This window comes from Pseudomonas sp. BJa3, assembly GCF_026343815.1.
GTDB lineage: Bacteria > Pseudomonadota > Gammaproteobacteria > Pseudomonadales > Pseudomonadaceae > Aquipseudomonas > Aquipseudomonas soli.
Map to the genome: position 1 here is coordinate 1 of NZ_JAOXMC010000026.1, position 21,334 is coordinate 21,334.

At 63.5% G+C, this 21,334-nt stretch carries 17 protein-coding genes; 6 read left to right on the forward strand and 11 right to left on the reverse strand.

Features of this window, described 5'->3' with window-relative positions; translation table 11 throughout:
* Positions 1–273: 273 nt before the first annotated feature.
* On the reverse strand, positions 274–2,673 hold the full coding sequence (locus tag OH705_RS24420; protein ID WP_267303153.1) for a diguanylate cyclase: 2,400 nt from the start codon (positions 2,671–2,673) through the stop codon (positions 274–276).
* A gap of 95 nt (positions 2,674–2,768) precedes the next feature.
* Positions 2,769–4,967, reverse strand: a complete 2,199-nt coding sequence (gene rlmKL / locus OH705_RS24425; protein ID WP_094012044.1) for a bifunctional 23S rRNA (guanine(2069)-N(7))-methyltransferase RlmK/23S rRNA (guanine(2445)-N(2))-methyltransferase RlmL — start codon at positions 4,965–4,967, stop codon at positions 2,769–2,771.
* Positions 4,968–5,517: 550 nt separating this feature from the next.
* Here rlmKL and rmf point away from each other — a divergent pair.
* Entirely contained in the window at positions 5,518–5,733 is a 216-nt protein-coding gene (gene rmf, locus OH705_RS24430; protein WP_003248687.1) for a ribosome modulation factor, read from the forward strand.
* Positions 5,734–5,868: 135 nt separating this feature from the next.
* Here the strand turns inward: rmf and OH705_RS24435 are convergent, their stop codons facing one another.
* Positions 5,869–6,894 (reverse strand): quinone-dependent dihydroorotate dehydrogenase, encoded by a 1,026-nt coding sequence (locus OH705_RS24435; RefSeq protein ID WP_110605772.1) that lies wholly within the window; start codon positions 6,892–6,894, stop codon positions 5,869–5,871.
* Positions 6,895–7,020: 126 nt separating this feature from the next.
* Between OH705_RS24435 and OH705_RS24440 the strand changes: the two genes are divergently transcribed.
* The 4 genes from OH705_RS24440 to OH705_RS24455 all read left to right on the forward strand — a co-directional run bounded on the left by OH705_RS24440 (position 7,021) and on the right by OH705_RS24455 (position 11,873).
* A complete protein-coding gene (locus OH705_RS24440) occupies positions 7,021–8,235 on the forward strand; it encodes a CmpA/NrtA family ABC transporter substrate-binding protein (protein WP_267303154.1) in 1,215 nt (404 codons plus the stop codon).
* Between the two features lie 12 nt (positions 8,236–8,247).
* Positions 8,248–8,823: an ANTAR domain-containing response regulator gene (locus tag OH705_RS24445; RefSeq protein WP_023631803.1), complete on the forward strand. Its 576-nt coding sequence runs from the start codon at positions 8,248–8,250 to the stop codon at positions 8,821–8,823.
* A 161-nt stretch (positions 8,824–8,984) separates the two neighbouring features.
* Positions 8,985–10,196, forward strand: coding sequence for a nitrate/nitrite transporter (locus OH705_RS24450; protein ID WP_267303155.1), 1,212 nt, complete (start codon positions 8,985–8,987; stop codon positions 10,194–10,196).
* Positions 10,197–10,205: 9 nt separating this feature from the next.
* Entirely contained in the window at positions 10,206–11,873 is a 1,668-nt protein-coding gene (locus OH705_RS24455) for a protein kinase domain-containing protein (protein WP_267303156.1), read from the forward strand.
* 70 nt (positions 11,874–11,943) lie between these two features.
* Here OH705_RS24455 and OH705_RS24460 read toward each other — a convergent pair whose 3' ends face one another.
* From OH705_RS24460 to ppsA, 8 genes are all read right to left on the reverse strand, one after another.
* Entirely contained in the window at positions 11,944–12,984 is a 1,041-nt protein-coding gene (locus OH705_RS24460) for an OmpA family protein (RefSeq protein ID WP_023632142.1), read from the reverse strand.
* 110 nt (positions 12,985–13,094) lie between these two features.
* Positions 13,095–13,661 (reverse strand): RNA polymerase sigma factor SigX, encoded by a 567-nt coding sequence (sigX, locus tag OH705_RS24465; RefSeq protein WP_046854750.1) that lies wholly within the window; start codon positions 13,659–13,661, stop codon positions 13,095–13,097.
* Between the two features lie 113 nt (positions 13,662–13,774).
* Positions 13,775–14,599 (reverse strand): mechanosensitive ion channel family protein, encoded by an 825-nt coding sequence (locus OH705_RS24470; RefSeq protein WP_023632140.1) that lies wholly within the window; start codon positions 14,597–14,599, stop codon positions 13,775–13,777.
* Between the two features lie 2 nt (positions 14,600–14,601).
* Positions 14,602–14,865 carry a hypothetical protein gene (locus OH705_RS24475; protein ID WP_038706516.1) on the reverse strand — a complete coding sequence of 88 codons (264 nt, stop codon included), beginning with the start codon at positions 14,863–14,865 and terminating at the stop codon, positions 14,602–14,604.
* Positions 14,866–15,033: 168 nt separating this feature from the next.
* Entirely contained in the window at positions 15,034–16,029 is a 996-nt protein-coding gene (locus OH705_RS24480; protein ID WP_267303157.1) for a zinc transporter ZntB, read from the reverse strand.
* A 25-nt stretch (positions 16,030–16,054) separates the two neighbouring features.
* Entirely contained in the window at positions 16,055–16,546 is a 492-nt protein-coding gene (gene rraA / locus OH705_RS24485) for a ribonuclease E activity regulator RraA (protein WP_023630330.1), read from the reverse strand.
* Between the two features lie 156 nt (positions 16,547–16,702).
* The gene (locus tag OH705_RS24490) at positions 16,703–17,698 is read right to left on the reverse strand and encodes an alpha/beta fold hydrolase (protein WP_023630329.1); all 996 of its coding nucleotides are present in this window, start codon (positions 17,696–17,698) and stop codon (positions 16,703–16,705) included.
* Positions 17,699–17,850: 152 nt separating this feature from the next.
* Positions 17,851–20,226 (reverse strand): phosphoenolpyruvate synthase, encoded by a 2,376-nt coding sequence (gene ppsA, locus OH705_RS24495; protein WP_023630328.1) that lies wholly within the window; start codon positions 20,224–20,226, stop codon positions 17,851–17,853.
* Between the two features lie 178 nt (positions 20,227–20,404).
* Here ppsA and OH705_RS24500 point away from each other — a divergent pair, with 178 nt between their 5' ends.
* Entirely contained in the window at positions 20,405–21,223 is an 819-nt protein-coding gene (locus tag OH705_RS24500) for a pyruvate, water dikinase regulatory protein (protein WP_023630327.1), read from the forward strand.
* Positions 21,224–21,334 lie beyond the last annotated feature (111 nt).

The following is a 21,334-nucleotide window of genomic DNA, read 5'->3' on the forward strand; positions in this document are numbered from 1 at the left end:
GTCACCTCCCTCCGCAAGACCTGCGTTCGGCCTCCTGAAGTCGCAATTTGTGTCGCCTGAACTATCGCGCACTTAGAAGCAAAAGCAGAGCAGAGCAAGAGCAAGAGCAAGAGCAAGAGCAAGAGCAAGAGCAAGAGCAAGAGCAAAACTTGGAGAATTATCGATTGAAAATAAGACAATACACCGACGCACCGAAATACAACCTGAATTCGCATGCAACTTCAAACCGACACTAACTACCACTCGCGAATCAACAAGAACATCAAACTTAAGTCAAGACAACAACTCCCCCTCAACCCGATCCCTCCCCCCCTGCTTGGCCGCATATACACCAGCATCCGCCCGCAACAACAATGCATCCGCCCCCTCCCCAGCGCGCCACCCCGCTACCCCGAAACTCGCGGTGACCCGCCCGACGCCTTCCACCGGCACACTGCGCACCCCCCGCCACAACTCCTGTGCCAGCACCCGCGCCTGCTCGGCACTGCTCCCGGGACACAACACCATGAACTCCTCCCCACCCAATCGGCAGAACACATCGGTCCGCCGCAGCCGATGCGCGATCCGCTGGCACAAGCTGCGCAGCACATGATCCCCGACCGCGTGCCCGAACTGATCGTTGATACGCTTGAAATGGTCGATGTCCAGCATGATCACCGCCAGGTCCAGACCTTCGCGCTGCGCCCGATCCAGCTCGTTGCGCAACCGCTCCTGGAAATAGCGCCGGTTGTAAATGCCGGTCAGGGCGTCGGTCACCGACAATGCGCGCAACTCTTCCTCGACCCGCTTGAGATCCGAGATATCCGTCAGGTAGCCATGCCAAAGCGTGCTGCCGTGCTCGCCGATCTCCGGCGTCGCCTCCCCGCGCACCCAGCGCAGCCCCGCTTGCGGCAGGCACACCCGGTATTCCTCCCGCCATGGCGTCAGGTGCTCGGCGGAATAGCGCACCGAACGCCGTACCCGCTCCAGGTCGTCCGGGTGAATTCGCTCGAACACCGCCGTGGCATCCTCGCGCAACACCGCCAGGTCCACTTCATAGATCTCGTGCAGCCCCTGGCTGGCGTAGGGGAAACAGGAATGTCCATCAGCATCCAGGCGATACTGGTAGATTCCGCCAGGTACCTCGGCACTGAGTTTCTCCAGCAAGCGGTCGCGGGCCGCCAGGGCCTCGTGTACCCGACGCCGCTCGGTGACATCGATGCAGATTGCCAGGTAACCCACCCACAACCCCTGCTCATCCAGCACCGCCGTCACCAGCATGTTGGCCAGCAGATGGCTGCCGTCCTTGCGCACCAGTGTCCAGTCCGCTGGCTGTGCACCACCTTCCTGCGCAGTCTCGGCAAACATCGCCTGGCCGGCGCCGACCTCGCGACCAAAACGCTGACTCAGGGCATGGGCGCGCTGGTGCAGCTCATCAGCCAGTACCAGGTCCTCCAGACGCAGCTGGCCCAGGGCTTCACTGGCCGAATAGCCCAGCATGCGTTCGGCACCCGCATTGAAAGTGCCGATCACCCCGCGCAAGCTGGTGGCGATAATCGCAACCTGAGTCGCAGCATCAAGCACGCTGCGCAACTGATTGTGAGTCTCGCGCAACGACTGCTCGCTGACACGTAGCTCGGCAGTACGCCGTGCGACCAGGCCCAGGGCACGTTGGCGCTGGCTGAACAGGCTGTAGAGCAACAGCGCCAGCAATACGCTCAACAGGCCGCCGAGCAATGCCACCACCGGTACCGCCGACGACTGGTTGGCCAATAGAAAGTCCTGGCTTGGGCGAATGTCGAGCTGGTAGTGATGGTCAGCCAGGTGCAGCAGGTGACTGCTGGCAAGGCCCATGCGCGCAGGCGGCCCGCCAGAATCGAACAGCACCTCGTGACCACCCTCGTTGGACAGGTCGAGAATGCGCACCACCAGGTTGTCGTCGGCTACGGTGGGCAGGCTCTCGGCAATCAACTGGTGCAGGCTCAGCAAGGCCATCACATAACCTCGGGGCAACCCATTCGCAGACGCCTCATCGCCAAAGACGGGAGCGACCATCAGCAGGCCACGGGTGTAGGTCGGCTGGACATTGATCATGTCCAGCGGCGCGGACACCGCCATGCTGCCGCGTGCCTGGGCCCGGGCAAGTGGCGCGGCGCGCGGCGCCTGCCCGCCCAGGTCGAAACCATAGGGCTGGGCCTCATGGCTTGCCGCCTGGGTATACAGGATCGGGTAATAGTGATCGCGCATCGCAGCCGGCTGTAATCGGCCCTGGGCGTCCAGGTCACGGATCTGGTAAGGCTGACCCAGCAAGGCGCTGGAGCGCTGCTCGAACGCGGTACGCTGCCCCGACGCTACCCGCGGTGCCCAGGAGTAGGCCTGGGTGCGATGCAGCAATGGGCGTGCGTAACCATCGAACGCGTAGGGCGTGACTTCACTGGAGTATGTGATAAAGCGGCGCAGGCCATCCAGGCGCAGCTCCTGCTCCTCGAATCGTTCAACGATACGGCTGTAGCGCTCACTGGCCAACAGCTCGAAACGCTGGCGCAGTTGCTGCTTGAAGAAGGTCTGCGTGGCAATGGCCAGCGCGGCCGTGAGCAGCGCCCCGGCGACCAGCGCCGCCAGGGCCACGCCCCAGGCCGACAGCTCGTCACCGAACAGGCCAAGCGGCTTCGCAGGTACGCCTGGGTTCGACATAGAGGACTCTCAGCAACGTCAGCGTCCTGCGTATTGTCCCGCCCTGTCCTGCTTTATAGCCGCTGGCCAGTGGCCACGCCATGTACCTCGTCGGCTCAGCGCAAACGCAGCTGCCAGGCGCGATGGATGCGGTTGTTGCGAGCGAAGTCAGGATCCAGGGTCTGGGCGCTGATTTCCTCCACCGCATACCGCGTCGCCAGGTGCTCGTCGAGCTGGAACTTGCGGAAGTTGTTGGAGAAGTACAGCACACCACCCGGCGCCAGGCGCGCCATGGCCAGGTCGAGCAGCTGCACATGGTCGCGCTGCACGTCGAACACCCCTTCCATGCGCTTGGAGTTGGAGAAGGTCGGCGGGTCGATGAAGATCAGGTCGTAGCTGTCCTGGGCGTTCTCCAACCAGGCCATGACGTCGCCCTGCTCCAGGCGGTTGCGCTCGGAGAAACCGTTGAGCGACAGGTTGCGCCGTGCCCAGTCCAGGTAAGTCTTCGACAGGTCGACGCTGGTGGTGCTGCGCGCGCCACCCTTGGCTGCGTGCACGCTGGCCGTGGCGGTGTAGCAGAACAGGTTGAGGAAGCGCTTGCCCGCCGCCTCGCGCTGGATACGCAGGCGCATCGGGCGATGGTCGAGGAACAGGCCGGTGTCCAGGTAGTCGGTGAGGTTGACCAGCAGCTTGACGCCGCCTTCGCTGACTTCCTGGAAGCGTCCTTCGGTGGCCTGGCGTTCGTACTGGCGAGTGCCGGTCTGGCGTTCCCGGCGCTTGAGCACCACGCGCTGCGGATCGACGCCCAGGGCTTGGGGAATCGCGCTGAGCGCGTCGAGCAGGCGCGCCTGGGCCTTGTCCGGATCGATCGAGCGGGGCGCGGCGTATTCCTGCACGTGTACCCAGTCGTGATACAGGTCGACTGCCAGCGCGTACTCGGGCATGTCGGCATCGTACACGCGGTAGCAATCGACTTTCTCGCGACGGGCCCACTTGCCCAGCTGCTTGAAGTTCTTCTGCAGGCGATTGGCGAACATCTGCGCGCCTTCCGACAGGCGCGCCGGCTCGCTGGCCACCGCTGCCTGGCGGCGCGGCTCGTCCTCGCCCGCCTCGGGCTGGGCCTGGCGACGATCGCCGGTGACGAACTGGTCCGGCTGGACCTTGAACAGCAGCAACTTGCACGGCAATGCGCCGTTCCAGAAAGCGTATTGCTTGTGGCTGCGGATGCCCATGCGCTTGCCCAGCTCCGGCGCACCGGTGAACACCGCCGCGTCCCAGCCCATACACGCCTGGCGCAGGCGCTCGCCGAGGTTCTGGTAGAGGTACAGCAGGCTGGCTTCATCACCCAGGCGCTCGCCATAGGGCGGGTTGCTGATCACCAAGCCCTTCTGGTTCTGGTCCGGGCGCGGTTCGAAGCTCGCTACCTCGCCCTGGTAGATCTTCACCCAGTCGCCCAGGCCTGCGCGCTCGACGTTGTTGCGCCCCGGCTGGATCAGCCGCGGGTCGGCCTCGTAGCCACGAATCCACAGCGGTGGCTTGGCCAGGCCCACCTGGGCACGGGCCTGGGCCTCGTCGTGCAGCTTGCGCCACAGCGCCGGCACATGCCCGAGCCAGGCCGTGAAGCCCCAGCGCTCGCGCTTGAGGTTGGGGGCGATGTCGGCGGCGATCATCGCCGCCTCGACCAGGAAGGTGCCCACACCGCACATCGGGTCAGCCAGGGCGCCGCCCTCGGCTGCAATACGTGGCCAGCCCGAACGGATCAGCACCGCCGCTGCCAGGTTTTCCTTCAATGGCGCCGCGCCCTGCTGCAGGCGATAACCGCGCTGGTGCAGGCTGTGGCCGGACAGGTCGAGGGACAGGATGGCCTCGCCACGATCCAGGCGCAGGTGTACGCGCACATCCGGGTCGACCTTCTCCACCGACGGGCGCAGGCCTTCGCGGTTGCGCAGCTTGTCGACGATGGCGTCCTTCACTTTCAGGGCGCCGAAGTGGGTGTTGTCGATACCCGAACCATGGCCGCTGAACTCCACCGCCAGCGTACCGTCGGCCGCCAGGTGATCAGCCCAATCGAGGGCATGCACACCGTCATAGAGGTCATCGGCGTTCTTCATGGAAAAACGCTTGAGCACCAGCAGCACCCGGTTGGCCAGGCGCGACCACAGGCACAGGCGATAGGCGGTTTCCATATCGGCGTCGCCGCGAATGGCCGAGGTGTGTTCACGCACCTCGCTCAGGCCCAATTGGCGGGCCTCCTCGGCGAGCAGGCCTTCAAGACCCTTGGGGCAGGTGAGATAAAGTTCGAAACGGTCCGACATGTGCAATCCAGAGCCTTTGGCTAGGTAGATGGCAAACCGACGCATCGGCTGCCGCTGTTTGCCCGGGCACCTTTCCAGCAGGCGCCCGGGTGGCCTTGCGAAGCGCTCGCAAGACCTGGCCGCCCGGCAGACCAACGCCTCGCGCAGAAGCGAAAGAGGCTTTGATCGTCGGGCAGTGTGAAAATTTCGTGGACCCAGGATTCAGATGTGACCCTTCGTCGCATTACCAATTATTACTGTCATCAGCGAGCAACGCTGGCCATTTGACGTCAACGCTGACTAAACCCTGATCATAGCGGGCTCAACGGCAAACAAGGTTGAGTCGCATTTATTTACTTATCCCCTCACCCTCGGAAAGGTTACGTCCTTATGACAAATCGATCATTCACACTGTGACTCGCATTCGTTAGAACTGATCTCAGGCCGCACCGCAACGGGGCGGCACTTTCAGCCCGCGACGCCGGCAGCGGGCGCAAACCGGCAGAACGATTCTGCCCGGCCTCGGAGAGGCCGACGGGACATTACAGTCAACAAGTGAGGGCAACACCCTATGAGAAGACTTAAGCGTGATCCGTTGGAAAGAGCATATTCACGTGGCTACCAGTATGGAGTCACCGGCAAATCCCGCGAACTTTGCCCCTTCAATCTACCCTCTGTACGCCAAGCCTGGATCAACGGCTGGCGCGAAGGTCGCGGCGATAACTGGGATGGCATGACCGGCACCGCTGGCATTCATAGACTCAACGAAAATCACGCCGTTGGCTGAACGAGGACACTGAATTCGAGTCACCATGCGCGCCCTATCCGGGCGGCGGGCTGCGGCCCAGGGGGTCCCTTGAGGGACCCCTTTTTTATGCTTCGAATCTTTCAACCATCGCTGCTGGCGCGGGCTTTTACTCAGTCATTGGCGCGGCATCGCCGCAATCGCATCCACCGCTTCACGAATCAACGCCGGGCCTTTGTAGATGAAGCCCGAATAGATTTGCACCAGGCTAGCCCCAGCGGCGATCTTCTCAGCCGCGTGACGCCCCTCGGTAATGCCGCCAGCGGCGATGATCGGCAGCTTGCCGCCCAGCTCGCCCGCCAGCACCTTCACCGTGTGCGTGCTCTTTTGCAGCACCGGGGCGCCCGACAGGCCGCCCGCCTCGCCCCCGAACGGCAGCCCTTCGACACCTTCGCGGCCCAGGGTGGTGTTGGTGGCGATCACCGCATCCATGCCCGACTCGCGCAGCGCCGCGGCAACCAGCGCGGTCTCTTCGTCGCTCATGTCCGGTGCGATCTTGATCGCCACCGGCACGCGCTTGCCGTTGGCCGTGGCCAGCTGTTCACGTCGTTCGGCCAGGGCATCGAGCAGTTGCTTGAGCGAGTCGCCGAACTGCAGCGAACGCAGGCCCGGGGTATTCGGCGAGCTGACGTTGACGGTGATGTAGCTGGCGTCGTTGTAGACCTTTTCCAGGCAGATCAGGTAGTCGTCCTGGGCCCGCTCGACCGGAGTGTCGAAGTTCTTGCCGATGTTGATGCCCAGTACCCCGGTGTATTTCGAGGCGCGCACACGTGCCAGCAAGTGGTCCACACCCAGGTTGTTGAAGCCCATGCGGTTGATGATGGCCGTGGCTTCAGGCAGGCGGAACAGCCGTGGCTTGGGGTTGCCCGGCTGCGGGCGCGGCGTCACGGTGCCGATCTCGACGAAACCGAAACCCAGCTGGGCGAAACCGTCGATGGCTGCGCCGTTCTTGTCCAGGCCTGCGGCCAGGCCGACCGGGTTGGCGAAGTTCAAGCCCATCACCGTCACCGGCAACGCCGCCGGCTGCTTGCACAGCAGACCGTTGAGCCCGAGGCGGCCACCGGCGCCGATCAGGTCCAGCGAGAGGTCGTGGGAGGTTTCCGGGGAGAGCTTGAACAGCAGCTGGCGGGCCAGGGTATACATGGGCGGGCGGACTCGCGGTGTGTGAGGGGGCGATTATAGCCAGCGCGCCGCCAGGGCGACAGGCCCATGGCACATGGGTTGCTATGTCAGTTGCAGGCAGCCCATTGCGAACGCTCGAGGAACTCCGTGAACACAGCCCTCCCGACAACGCCCCTGGCCTGGGTCAACGGCAGCGACGCGCCGGAAAAACCCAGCCTGGACATCGGTTTCATGGCCCTCACCGACTCCGCCTCGGTAGTGGTCGCCGCCACCCAGGGTTTCGCCCAGCCATTTGGCCTGACTCTCAACCTGCGCCGCCAGGCCTCCTGGGCCGGACTGCGCGACAAGCTGGTCAGCGGCGAGCTCGACGCCGCCCACTGCCTCTATGGCCTGGTGTACGCGGTGTACCTCGGTATCGGCGGCGTGCCCGCCAGCCCCCTGGCCGTGCTTATGGGCCTGAACCAGAACGCCCAGGCCATCAACCTCTCTCCCGCACTGCAGCGCAAGGGCGTGACCAACCCCGAGGCACTGGCGCGGCTGGTGCACCAGCAAGGCGCACGGCTGACCTTCGCCCAGACCTTTCCCACCGGCACCCATGCCCTGTGGCTGTACTACTGGCTGGCCAGCCAGGGTATCCACCCATTGCGTGACGTCAGCAGCGTCGTGGTGCCCCCGGCACAGATGGCCGCCCACCTGCAGGCCGGGCGTATCGACGGCTTCTGCGTCGGCGAACCCTGGTCGGCGGAAGCGCTCGCCAAGGGCCAGGGCTTCACCCTGGCCACCAGCCAGTCGATCTGGCCCGATCACCCCGAAAAGGTCCTGGCCTGCGCGCGCGGTTTCGTCGAGCAGTACCCCAACAGCGCCCGCGCGCTTATCCAGTCGGTACTCGCCGCCGCGCGTTTCATCGAGCAGAGCCAGGAAAACCGCCGCAGTACCGCGCAACTGCTCAGCGGCAGCGCCTACCTTGACACCCCCGTCGACAGCATCGAGCCGCGCCTGCTCGGCGACTACCAGGATGGCCTCGGCCATCGCTGGCACGACCCCCATGGCCTGCGCCTGTTCGACCAGGGCCGGGCCAACCTGCCCTACCTGTCCGACGGCATGTGGTTCATGACCCAGTTCCGCCGCTGGGGCCTGCTGCGTGACGACCCGGACTACCTCGGGGTCGCCCGCCAGGTGCAACAGCTGGCCCTCTACCGCGAGGCCGCCTCGGCACTGGGCGTGCCCTGCGCCGACCTGCCCATGCGCAGCAGCCTGCTGCTCGACGGCCGCCGCTGGGACGGCAGCGACCCCCATGGCTATGCGCGCAGCTTCCCCCTGCACGCCCTGGACGCGGCGCCTGATGTCCGCGCCAGTCACTGAGGGGGGGCGAACATGCTGCGTATTCTGCTGATCGACGACACCGAAAAGAAAGTCGGTCGTCTCAAGGCGGCCCTGATCGAGGCCGGCTTCGAAGTGATCGAGGCCGGCAACCTGAGCATCGACCTGCCCGCCTGTGTCGAAACGGTGCACCCGGACGTGGTGCTGATCGATACCGAGTCACCTGGCCGCGATGTGATGGAACAGGTAGTGCTGGTCAGCCGCGATCGCCCCCGCCCGATCGTGCTGTTCACCGACGAGCACGACCCCGACGTGATGCGCCAGGCGATCCAGGCTGGAGTCAGCGCCTACATCGTCGAGGGGATCCAGGCCACGCGCCTGCAGCCGATCCTCGACGTGGCCATGGCCCGCTTCGAAAGCGACCAGGCGCTGAAGGCGCAATTGCTGGCCCGCGACCAGCAACTGGCCGAGCGCAAGCGCATCGAACAAGCCAAGGGCCTGCTGATGAAAATGAAGGACTGCAACGAGGAAGCGGCCTACACCCTGATGCGCCGCCAGGCCATGAGCCGCCAGCAGAAGCTGATCCAGGTAGCGGAACAGATCATCGCCATGTCGGAGCTGCTGGGGTAGGCAAGACCTTGGCCCGCCTCTTGCTCATGCAACCCCGGGTAGCCAACGGCGGTTGCCCCCCAGACCCCGACAAAGACGTCGCTTCCCCGCCACTCATCCGTGGACCGGGCAGCGGCGTCTTTTCGTTTCCACCCTGTGTTGTGCGCCCCACGAGGTGTCCGATGAATACGAGCTTCTGGAAATCCGGGCATGTGCCCACCCTGTTCGCCGCCTTCCTGTATTTCGACCTGAGCTTCATGGTCTGGTACCTGCTCGGGCCGATGGCGGTGCAGATTGCCGCCGACCTGCAACTGACCGCACAGCAACGCGGCCTGATGGTGGCCACGCCGATCCTGGCCGGTGCGCTGCTGCGCTTTGCCATGGGCGTACTGGTCGATCGCCTGTCGCCCAAGACCGCCGGGCTGATCGGCCAGGTGGCGGTGATCGTCGCCCTGGCCTGTGCCTGGCAGCTGGGCGTGCACAGCTACGAACAAGCCTTGCTGCTGGGTGTGTTCCTTGGCTTTGCCGGCGCCTCGTTCGCCGTATCCCTGCCGCTGGCCTCGCAGTGGTACCCGCCGCAACACCAGGGCAAGGCCATGGGCATCGCCGGTGCCGGCAACTCCGGCACGGTGTTCGCCGCGTTGCTGGCGCCGGCGCTGGCCGCCGCCTTCGGCTGGAACAATGTGTTCGGCTTTGCCCTGCTGCCGCTGCTGCTGACCCTGGTGCTGTTCGCCTGGCTGGCCCGCAATGCCCCGCAACGGCCCAAGCCCAAGGCCACCGCCGACTACCTCAAGGCCCTCGGCGACCGCGACAGCTGGTGGTTCATGTTCTTCTACAGTGTCACCTTCGGCGGCTTCATCGGCCTGGCCAGCGCCCTGCCTGGCTATTTCAGCGACCAGTATGGCCTGAGCCCGGTGACTGCCGGCTACTACACCGCCGCCTGCGTGTTCGCCGGCAGCCTCATGCGCCCGCTCGGCGGCGCCCTGGCCGACCGCTTCGGTGGCATCCGCACCTTGCTGGCAATGTACAGCGTGGCCGCCGTATGCATCGCGGCGGTGGGCTTCAACCTGCCCAGCGCGACGGCGGCCCTGGCGCTGTTCGTCAGCGCGATGCTCGGTCTGGGCGCTGGCAATGGCGCGGTATTCCAGTTGGTGCCACAGCGCTTCCGCCAGGAAATCGGCGTGATGACCGGGCTGATCGGCATGGCCGGCGGTATCGGTGGCTTCCTGCTCGCCGCAGGCCTGGGCAGCATCAAGCAACATACCGGCGACTATCAACTGGGCCTGTGGCTGTTCGCCAGCCTCGGCCTGCTGGCCTGGTTCGGCCTGCATGGCGTCAAGCAGCGCTGGCGCACAACCTGGGGATCGGCCGCAGTCACCGCGGCCCGAGTCTGAGGGCACGCGATGAGCCTGCAATTGAGCTTCGCTCATGCCAGTGCCACCGGGCCACGCCCGGATAACCAGGACGCCCTGCGCCTGGTCACCCCGGTGCCGGAACTCGCGGCCAGCAAAGGCTACCTGTGCGCGCTGGCCGATGGCGTCAGCCAGTGCGCCGACGGCGGCCTGGCAGCGCGCGCCAGCCTGCAGGCCCTGGCCCTGGACTACTACGCCACGCCCGCCACCTGGAGCGTGGCGCAGGCCATCGACCGCCTGCTGGTGGCGCAAAACCGCTGGTTGCGCGCCCAGGGCAATGGCCAGCCGCTGCTCACCACCCTCAGCGCCTTGGTACTGCGTGGGCGACGCTTCACCCTCGCGCATATCGGTGACTGCCGGGTATATCGCTGGCAAAACGGGCAATTGCAATGCATGAGCGAAGACCATGTGTGGGAACAGCCCGGCATGCAACATGTGCTCAAGCGGGCCCTGGGCCTGGACCAGCAGTTGCTGGTGGACTACCTGGAAGGCGACCTTCTTGAAGGCGAGTGCTTCGTGCTACTCAGCGATGGCGTGTGGGCCTGCCTGGGCGACGCGCACATCCAGTCGATCCTGCGCGAACAACCTGACCTGCAGCAAGCCGCCGACACCCTCGTGGCCAGCGCGCATCATCGTGGCAGCCAGGACAACGCCAGTGCCCTGCTGGTGCGGGTCGACCGGCTGGGCGCGACCAACCTCGGCGACACCCTGGCGCAGCTCCAGCAGTGGCCCCTGCCCGGCGCGCTGCGTGACGACCAATTGATCGACGGTTGGCAAGTCGACAGTTTGCTCGCCCAGAGCCGGCAGTCGCTGCTCTATCGCGTTTGTGATCCACAAGGTCAGGCTTGGTTGCTCAAGACCTTGCCGCAGACCCGTCAGGACCCAGGGGCGGCCCAAGCCCTGCTATTGGAAGAGTGGTTCCTGCGCCGGGTCGCCGGCCGGCACTTCCCCGAAGTACACCCGGCCCGCCATCGACAGCACCTGTATTACCTGATGCGCGAATACCCAGGCACGACCCTTGCCGACCTGTTCAAGGCGGGCGGTCCCCTACCGCTGGCGCAATGGCTGGAGATAGCCCGCCAATTGCTGCAGGCCGTCGGCGCGCTGCATCGACGTAACCTGCTGCACCGCGACATCAAACCGGAAAACCTGCATTACGGCAGCGATGGCCAACTGCGCCTGCTGGACTTCGGGCTGGCGTACTGCCCAGGGCTTTCCGAGGACCCGCCCCATACCTTGCCGGGCACCCCCACGTTCCTTGCCCCGGAAGCCTTCGACGGCCTGCCCCCCCGGCCGCGCCAGGACCTCTATGCGGTGGGCGTGACACTTTACCACCTGCTTACCGGCCACTACCCCTACGGCGAGGTCGAGGCGTTCCAACGGCCACGCTTCGGGGCACCCGTGAACCCCGCGCGCTACCGCCCAGATATACCGGAATGGTTGCAGCGCAACCTGTTGCAGGCGGTGGCGCCAGACCCGGCGCAGCGGTTCGAGACCGCTGAACAATGGTTGCTGCTGCTGGAGCGAGGAGATCGTCAGGAGCTGGACGAGCGGCCACGGCCGCTGCTGGAGCGTGAGCCGTTGAAGGTATGGCGAGCGCTAGGGCTGCTGTCGATGTTGCTGAACATGCTGTTACTGCTGGTGCTGCTCAAACGCTGAACACGACCTAGAAATCGCGGACAAAGAAAAACCCGGCCAAGGCCGGGTTTTCCGTGAAGCATCAAACCAATTACTTGGCCTGGGCTTCTACCTGAGCTTCTACGCGACGGTTCACGGCGCGGCCAGCTTCGGTGGCGTTGTCGGCGACCGGACGGGTCTCACCGTAGCCAACCGAATCAACACGGCTCGATTCAACACCGTACTGCTGGGTCAGGACCTGCTTGACAGCATTGGCACGACGCTCGGACAGCTTCTGGTTGTAAGCGTCTGGGCCGACGGAGTCAGTGTGACCTTCCACGGTGGTGGTGGTCTGTGGGTACTGCTTCATGAAGTCAGCCAGGTTCTTGATGTCGCCGTAGCTGTTTGGCTTGACGACCGACTTGTCGAAGTCGAACTTGACGTCCAGCTCAACGCGAACGACTTCGGCAACAGCCGGGCAGCCATCAGCGTCAACGGTAACGTTGGCTGGGGTGTCAGGGCACTTGTCGACGTTGTCGCAGACGCCGTCGTTGTCGCTGTCGGAGCAGACTTCGGCAACTGGAGCCGGCGCAGGAGCGGCTTTCTGGCCACCGCTGCCACCGAAGTTCAGACCCAGACCAACGGTCGGACCCCACTCGGTGTTGCCGTTATCGATGTTGTACATGGCTTCGACGCCGGCACGGGCGAAGAACATGTCGGTGATGTACCACTTGGCGCCAGCGCCAACGTTGGCGAAGGTGGAGTGGTCACGGCCGCTACGGGTAGCCTGGCCCAGGCTCTCGTGAGCGAAACCGGCGGAAACGTACGGACGCAGCGCGTCGCCTACGGTACCGAAGTGGTAGGTAGCGTCGAGCTTGGTCTTGGAGCCTTTGATGTCTTTGTTGAAGACTTCACCACGAGCGTTGTGAGTCTCGTTGTAGCCCAGGTCCAGGGAGACGTCGTCGGTCAGGAAGTAGCCGAGACGAACGCCAGGGTTGGTGCCGTCGTTCTTGAAGTTACGCTCGCTGTCGTAGAACTGCTTGGTAACGTTACCTTCGATTTCGACCGCGCCTTGGCCTTGAGCCAGAGCGCCGAGCGAAGTCACGGCTACGAGAGAGCCAATGGCCAAGCCCAAGGTGTTTTTCAATTTCATCCGTTAAATCCCCATCTGGTGATAGTTAAGCAGTCCCACCAACATCCGGGGGACAACTCGACGGCAAGTCTAGCAGAACTTGCCGGTTGGTTAGAGGTATTTGCAGACCACTAAGTTTCAGCCACGCCTGCAAATTTCTCTCTAAGCTTGTCGAGCGCACGCTTGTAACGCATTTTCGTGGCGCTCAGGCCCATGTGCATGATGTCAGCGATCTCCTGGAACTCCAGTTCCGCGACAAAACGCAGCACCAGGATTTCCCGATCGATCGGGTTCACATGCACCAGCCATTTATCCAGCCCGCCTTTTTCTTCCGGCTTTGGTGCCTTGTCCTCGGACGCCTCTTCCACAGGGTCCAGGCTCAACGCATCCATCAGCCGACGCTTGCGACGCTCCTTGCGGTACTGGGTGATACATTCGTTGTACGTGATGCTGTATAGCCAGGTCTTGAACTTGGACTTGCCCTCGAAATTCTTCAACCCGTACAGCACCTTGAGCATCACCTCCTGACAGACATCGTCGGCATCCCGATCGTTCCCCAGGTAACGCGCACAAACGTTGAACAGCGTGCGCTGGTAGCGCCGCATGAGCTCCTCATAGGCGCGGGTGACGTGAAACAGCTCCTCATGCGAACGCGCCACCAACTCCTCGTCGGTGAGCTCGCGGGGGTCATAGCGCATGGGCGGCGAATGAACTTTATTCAAAACGGATCTGGCCGACAGTCAGGTCAATGTCGCCGCTCGGCCCCGTGGGCCGATTTTTGCGGCGGCATACATTAACAGCTTTTGTTCGGTTAGCGGCTATTCACGCGCTGCTCGAGCAGCTCGCGATTAGACAACGACACCAGTTCGCCATCATCGGTCAGCAGGGTCGTCTTGACCGTGCCGATCTCCTCGATGTGCCCTTCGACCTCGCCAATGCGCACGTGCTGGCCGACCTGATAGAGCTCACGCACATAGATGCCGGCCAGGATCTGCCCGGCAATTTCACGGCTGCCCAGGCCCATCGCCAGGGCAATTGCCAGACCAACGGTAATCAGCCCGATGACGATCACGTGGTTGAGCAGGTCGGTCTTGACCTCCAGCTGGCTGATGGCCACCGAAATACTGATGATGATCACCAGGCCCTGGACGATACGCCCGACGCCAGCGGCGTATTCCAGGCCGATGCCCTCGGCGGCGCCGCGCACAAGGCCGTTGGCCAGTTGCGCCAATAGCACGCCGGCCAGCATCACCAGCGCCGCTCCGAATACCTTGGGCAGGTACAGCGCCAGCATATCCAGAGTCGCAGAGACCCGCTCCAGGCCCAGCGATTCAGCCGCCGAAACCAGGAATATCAGCAGCACGAACCAATAGACGATCTTGCCGATCAGCGTCGAAATCGGTACCTGGATACCAATCCGGGCGAGCATCTTGGTCAGGCCGGTACCGCTCATCAGGCGGTCCAGGCCGAACTTGGCCAGCACCTTCGACAGCAAGGTGTCAAGCAGCTTGGCCACGACGAAACCAAGCAGCACCACGACCAGCGCGCCGAACAGGTTGGGGATGAAGTTCGCCACCTTGGTCCAAAGGGCAGTCATGGCGGTGACCAGGCTCTGGGTCCAGAGATCGAGTTCCATATTCAATCGGCCTTATCTGCAGGGCTGCCTGCGGCAGGGTTGCGGGTAGAGTTGCGGCGCACCGGCGCGACATGCGCCGAGCCATTGTTCACGGCGATCAGCAGCGCCTGGCTCCAACGGCCAAGCAGGCTGAACAGATCGCCCGCGCCAACCTGGCGGTTGGCGGTCTTGAGCACGCGCCCCAGGCACGCGGCGTCGTCACGGTCCTGGCCGGACGGCGACGCCTTGAGCAGGTCGCGCAGGGATTCTTCAAACGGATCGTGCATGGGCACCTCGCGCAATGTCAGTCAAAGACGTGGGTGCCGGGCGGTGGGTCACACAGCGATGTGGCACGAATGTTTCAAAATGAGTGCCCGAGCCCATCGCGGGGCAAGCCCGCTCCCACGAAACCACGCTGAGACCGTGGGAGCGGGCTTGCCCCGCGACAGGACACATCACACCCACCGCAAACGCCGGAACAGCAGCCATTGCCCTGCCGCCAGCCCCAGCACGATCAAGCTGGCGAACAGGAATCCATAGGGGCTGTCGGAGCCCGGAATTCCGCCAACATTGATCCCGAGCAATCCGGTGATAAAGCTCATGGGCAAGAAGATGCAGGTGATGATGCCAAACCGGTACATAGTCCGGTTCATCCGTTCGCTGCGGCGCCGATCCTCGCTTTCCAGCACCAGGGCGGCTCTCTCGCGGGCCAGCTCCAACTCTTCGAGGTAGCGGATCAGGCTGTTGTTCAGCTCGTTCCAGTAGTCCCCGTCGGCATCGGCGAACCAGCTGCATTTATTGCGCGAAAGCTGGGCATAGATATCGCGCTGGGGAGCGAGGAAACGGCGCAGGCCGGCGGCACGACGGCGGATCTGCTGCAGGCTGCCCTGGGCCGGGGAATACCGTTCGTCGGATTCTGCCTTTTCCTCTTCCAGATCGACCGCTTCGGACAGGTCGCTGACCAGTGCCTGGACCTTTTCGGTCAGCAGTTCGCCCATCAGCAACAACAGTTCGGAGGCCGTTTTCGGCCCCCTGCCCTCGTCCAGTTGCTGAAGCACCTCGTCGCTGGCGCGCAGCGGTCGCAAACGCAGCGAGATGACCCGCCGCCCTTCGGCGAAGATACGCACCGACACCATGTCCTCGGGTTCGGCACCCGGGTTGAGGTTGACACCGCGCAAGAACAGCAGCATCTGCTCGCCGGCCATCTGCAACAAGCGCGGGCGGGTATTTTCTTCAAGCAGCAGGTCGCAGGCGAACTCGCTCAGACCGCTGTCGTGCAGCAGCCAGGTGCGGGTCTGCGGATGGCTGCGATCCCAATGCAGCCACAGGCTCTCCTGCGACTGCAACTGCAGGTCGTCCAGCTCGGTGCGGGCGATCGAACGCGCGCCACCCTTGCCATCGAGCACCAGGGCATGCACCAGGCCCCATTGCGCGTTGTCTTCCTCGAACATCAAAGCTCCATGGGTGTGCGGCGGATCACTCGGGCATCTTCAGCGGGCTTGGCGAGACCAGCACGCCGTTGTTGTCGGCGTACACGTATTCGCCCGGGCGGAAGGTCACGCCGGCAAAGGTCACCGCGACGTTGAGGTCGCCAATGCCGCGTTTGTCGGTTTTCATTGGGTGGCTGGCCAGGGCCTGGATACCGACATCGGTCTGCGCCAGCACGTCCACGTCACGCACGCAGCCATAGATAAGCAGGCCTTCCCAGCCATTCTTCGCGGCCTTCTCGGCAAGCATGTCGCCCAGCAGCGCCCGGCGCAGCGAGCCGCCGCCATCAACCACAAGCACCTTGCCCTTGCCATCAAGCTCGACCTGCTCCTTGACCAGGGAGTTGTCTTCGAAGCACTTGATGGTGACGATCTGGCCGCCGAACGAGTCGTGGCCGCCAAAGTTGCTGAACATGGGTTCGAGCACCTGGACCAGGTCCGGGTAGGCGTCGCACAGGTCGGGCGTTACGTAATGCTGCATGGGAAACTCCTGTCAGTCACAACGAAGCGGATGTCGAGCAAGGCTACACCTTAGGAGGGCTGGCAGTCATCCGGGACCGAGCAGTCAGTTGAACGTCACCGCACCGGCTTCATCGTCGGCAAGCCGGCGATGGAGCCAGATACAGCAACTACGTTTTCAACTGGCAGCCACAGCCTCCTCCATCACCACCGTCGAGGCGTGCACCGGCACCAGGGGATCGCGCAACCAGCTCTCCACCAACGGCCATACCTGCGCCTGCGCCGGCTTACTGACCAGCATGTCGACATGCCCGAAGGCCTCGAAGCCCTCCTCACGCCCCAGGCGCAGGAACTGCTTGCTGTCACCACCCCACTGGCCGAAAAGCTTGCGGCAAGCCCAGACCGGATCCTGGAAATCCCCTGCACCGGCCACCGCCAGCAGTGGCACCTCGACCTCGGCCAGGCCCGCCCACCAGTCGCGGTCCTTGTCGCCAAAGCGCCCGAACAGACCATTCCAGCGCAGGCTCTCCAAAGCCAGGCCTATGGGTTCGTCTTCCGGGCCACGCTTGAGGCGCGAACCGGAAATCTGCGCGAACCGCTTGAGCAGCATCCGCGCGCCCCACTCGACGGGTGGCACTTTCAGTGGCCAGTAAACCCGGCTGACCTGGGTCCCGAACAACGCCACGCTGGCGACAAGGCCCGGGGCCAGGTAACCGCTGCCCAGCGCCGCCGCCAACGTCGTACCACCCAACGAGTGGCCAATCCAGCGTGGGGCCTGCCCAGCCTTTTCATGAACGAAGGCGCCGATCACCGGAAGGTCGTAGCGCGCATAATCGGCCACCCGATTCTGCCGCCAATCGCGGTTGCGCGGCGACAAGCCGTGGCCGCGCATCTCCGGGATCCACACATCGAAGCCAGCACGCGCCAGATAAGCGCCCAGGCCTATGCCCTTGGGCGAATACCAGAAACGCCGGTTGGAGAAGCTGCCGTGCAGGAGAATGACCGGCACACCTTGGACACCGTGCTGATCAGCCAGGCCCAGACGGGTGACGGCCAGCTCGACGCTATGGTCGGGACTGTTGCCAGCCTTGATCCGGTAGACGTCTTCACTAAGGTCGCCGCGGCGCTCGGCACTGAGCAACGCGACGGGAAATTGGGTGGAGCTGCTTTGCATGGGTTCACAGATTCAGTGGACATGAAACGTGGGAGCGGGCTTGCCCCGCGAGAGCGTCAGAGCAGACTACAGATGTGTCTTCGCTGACGCTATCGCGGGGCAAGCCCGCTCCCACGCATTAACATCAGGGCGCAAGCACCCTGCTCACAGCATCAGGCCGCGCCCTGGCCCTCGGCCAGGAAGAACCAGGTCTCGAGCACCGAGTCCGGGTTCAGCGACACGCTTTCAATGCCCTGTTCCATCAGCCACTTGGCCAGGTCCGGGTGGTCCGACGGGCCCTGGCCACAAATGCCGATGTACTTGCCGGCCTTGTTACACGCGGCGATGGCGTTGGCCAGCAGTTTCTTCACGGCCGGATTTCGCTCATCGAACAGGTGAGCGATGATCCCCGAGTCTCGGTCCAGGCCCAGCGTGAGCTGGGTCAGGTCGTTGGAACCGATGGAGAAGCCATCGAAGTACTCGAGGAACTCTTCGGCCAGGATGGCGTTGGACGGCAACTCGCACATCATGATCACGCGAAGGCCGTTGTCACCGCGGGCCAGGCCGTTTTCGGCGAGCAGGTCGACAACCTGGCTGGCCTCGCCCAGGGTACGCACGAACGGCACCATGATCTCGACGTTGGTCAGGCCCATCTCGTTACGCACGCGTTTGAGGGCGCGGCATTCAAGCTCGAAGCAGTCACGGAACGACTCGCTGATGTAACGCGAAGCGCCGCGGAAGCCCAGCATCGGGTTTTCCTCTTCCGGCTCATACAGCTTGCCGCCGATCAGGTTGGCGTACTCGTTAGACTTGAAGTCCGATAGGCGCACGATGACCTTTTTCGGGTAGAAGGCTGCGGCCAGGGTGCTGATGCCCTCGACCAGCTTCTCGACATAGAAGCCGACCGGGTCGTTATAGCCGGCAATGCGCTTGTCGACGCTCTCTTTCAGTTCCGGCGGCAGGCCGGCGTAATTCAGCAGCGCCTTGGGGTGTACGCCGATCATGCGGTTGATGATGAACTCCAGGCGCGCCAGGCCGACACCGGCATTGGGCAACTGGGCGAAGTCGAAGGCGCGATCCGGGTTGCCCACGTTCATCATGATCTTGAACGGCAGCTCCGGCATGGCATCGACAGAGTTCTGCTTGACGTCGAAGCCCAGCTCACCTTCGAAGATGAATCCGGTGTCGCCTTCGGCGCAGGAGACGGTCACGCCTTGGCCATCCTTCAGAACCTGGGTGGCGTTGCCGCAGCCGACGACGGCCGGGATGCCCAGCTCACGGGCGATGATCGCCGCGTGGCAGGTACGCCCGCCACGGTTGGTGACGATGGCGCTGGCGCGCTTCATCACCGGCTCCCAGTCCGGGTCGGTCATGTCCGAGACCAGTACATCGCCTGGCTGGACCTTGTCCATCTCGGACACGTCGTTGATCACGCGGACCTTGCCGGCGCCGATGCGCTGGCCGATGGCACGGCCTTCGACCAGTACGGTGCCCTTCTCTTTCAGCAGGTAGCGTTCCATGACATTGGCGCTGGCGCGGCTCTTCACGGTCTCGGGACGGGCCTGGACGATGTACAGCTTGCCGTCGTCACCGTCCTTGGCCCACTCGATGTCCATCGGGCGCTGGTAGTGCTGTTCGATGATCATGGCCTGCTTGGCCAGTTCATTGACTTCGTCGTCGCTCAGGCAGAAGCGCGCACGCTCGGCGCGGTCGACCTCGACGGTCTTGACCGAACGACCGGCCTTGGCTTCGTCGCCATAGACCATCTTGATCGCCTTGCTGCCCAGGTTGCGGCGCAGGATCGCCGGGCGACCGGCCTGCAAGGTGTTCTTGTGAACGTAGAATTCGTCCGGGTTGACCGCCCCCTGCACCACGGTTTCACCCAGGCCATAGGCACCGGTGATGAATACCACGTCGCGGAAGCCCGACTCGGTGTCCAGGGTGAACATCACACCCGCGGTGCCGGTTTCGGAACGCACCATGCGCTGCACGCCGGCGGACAGGGCGACCAGCTTGTGGTCGAAGCCCTGGTGTACACGGTAGGAAATGGCCCGATCGTTGAACAGCGAGGCGAACACTTCCTTGGCCGCGCGGATCACGTTGTCGACGCCACGGATGTTGAGGAAAGTCTCCTGCTGGCCAGCGAAGGAGGCGTCTGGCAGGTCTTCGGCCGTGGCCGAGGAACGCACGGCCACCGCCATGTTGTCGTTGCCCTGGGACATTTCGGCGAAAGCGGTTCGGATTTCCGAATCAAGGCGGGCCGGGAAATCGGCTTCCATCACCCACTGGCGAATTTGCGCACCGGTCTTGGCCAAGGCGTTGACATCGTCGACATCCAGCGCGTCGAGCGCCGCATGAATGCGGTCGTTCAGGCCACTTTGCTCGAGAAAATCGCGGTACGCCTGAGCCGTAGTGGCAAAGCCGCCCGGCACCGAGACACCAGCACCTGCGAGGTTACTGATCATCTCGCCCAGGGATGCGTTCTTGCCCCCCACATGCTCCACATCATGGACGCCGAGCTTATCGAGGGAAACTACGTACTCTACCAAGGTGATCTCTCCACTAACTGTATTGGAAAAGCTCAAGGGCGCCCGCCTGCCTGACTGACTGGGCCGGACGCTTGTGGCCTGGACCTGGAAAATAAGTGAGAATGCCGTGCAACCGCGTTCGGCAAACCGAACCTATCATATCCAGAAATCTTCGGCAGCTTAAGGCCCCCAGGTGCAAATGAAACGAACCGCGTTCTTCATCTCCGACGGTACCGGCATCACTGCAGAAACGCTGGGCCAGAGCCTGCTCGCACAATTCGAGAGCATTCCGTTCAATAAATTCACGCGACCCTACATCGACACGCTGGAAAAGGCCCGGGCCATGGTCCAGCAAATCAACGCCGCGGCCGAGCGCGACGGGGTGCGTCCGATCATATTCGACACCATCGTCAACCAGGACATCCGTGAGGTCATGGCCACGTCCAATGGCTTCATGATCGACATCTTCTCGACGTTTTTATCCCCGCTCGAGCAGGAATTGACTGCCCATTCGTCGTATTCCGTGGGCAAGTCCCACTCGATCGGTGGCAATTCCAACTATATGGAGCGGATCGAGGCGGTCAACTTCGCCCTGGACAACGACGATGGCGCGCGTACCCACTACTACGACAAGGCCGACCTGATCCTGGTGGGCGTATCACGCTGCGGCAAGACCCCAACCTGCCTGTACATGGCCATGCAGTTCGGTATTCGTGCCGCGAACTACCCGCTGACCGAGGACGACATGGAACGCCTGCAGCTGCCGCCAGTGCTCAAGAAGCACCACAACAAGCTGTTCGGCCTGACCATCGACCCCGACCGACTGACCGCGATCCGCCACGAACGCAAGCCCAACAGCCGCTATTCGAGCTTCGCGCAGTGCGAATTCGAAGTGCGCGAAGTGGAAAACCTGTTCCGTCGGGAAAACATTCCCAACATCAACTCCACGCATTTTTCGGTGGAAGAGATTTCGGCGAAGATTCTGGTGGAGAAAGGGGTGGAGCGGCGGTTCAAGTAACGCGAGGGGCTCGTCACAAGATTTTCATCGCCAGTGAGACCGAGCGCGGCGCGGGCGGCGCTCGATTCGCGCACCACCACAAACTCCGCGCGCGCCCCATGAAAAAGCCCC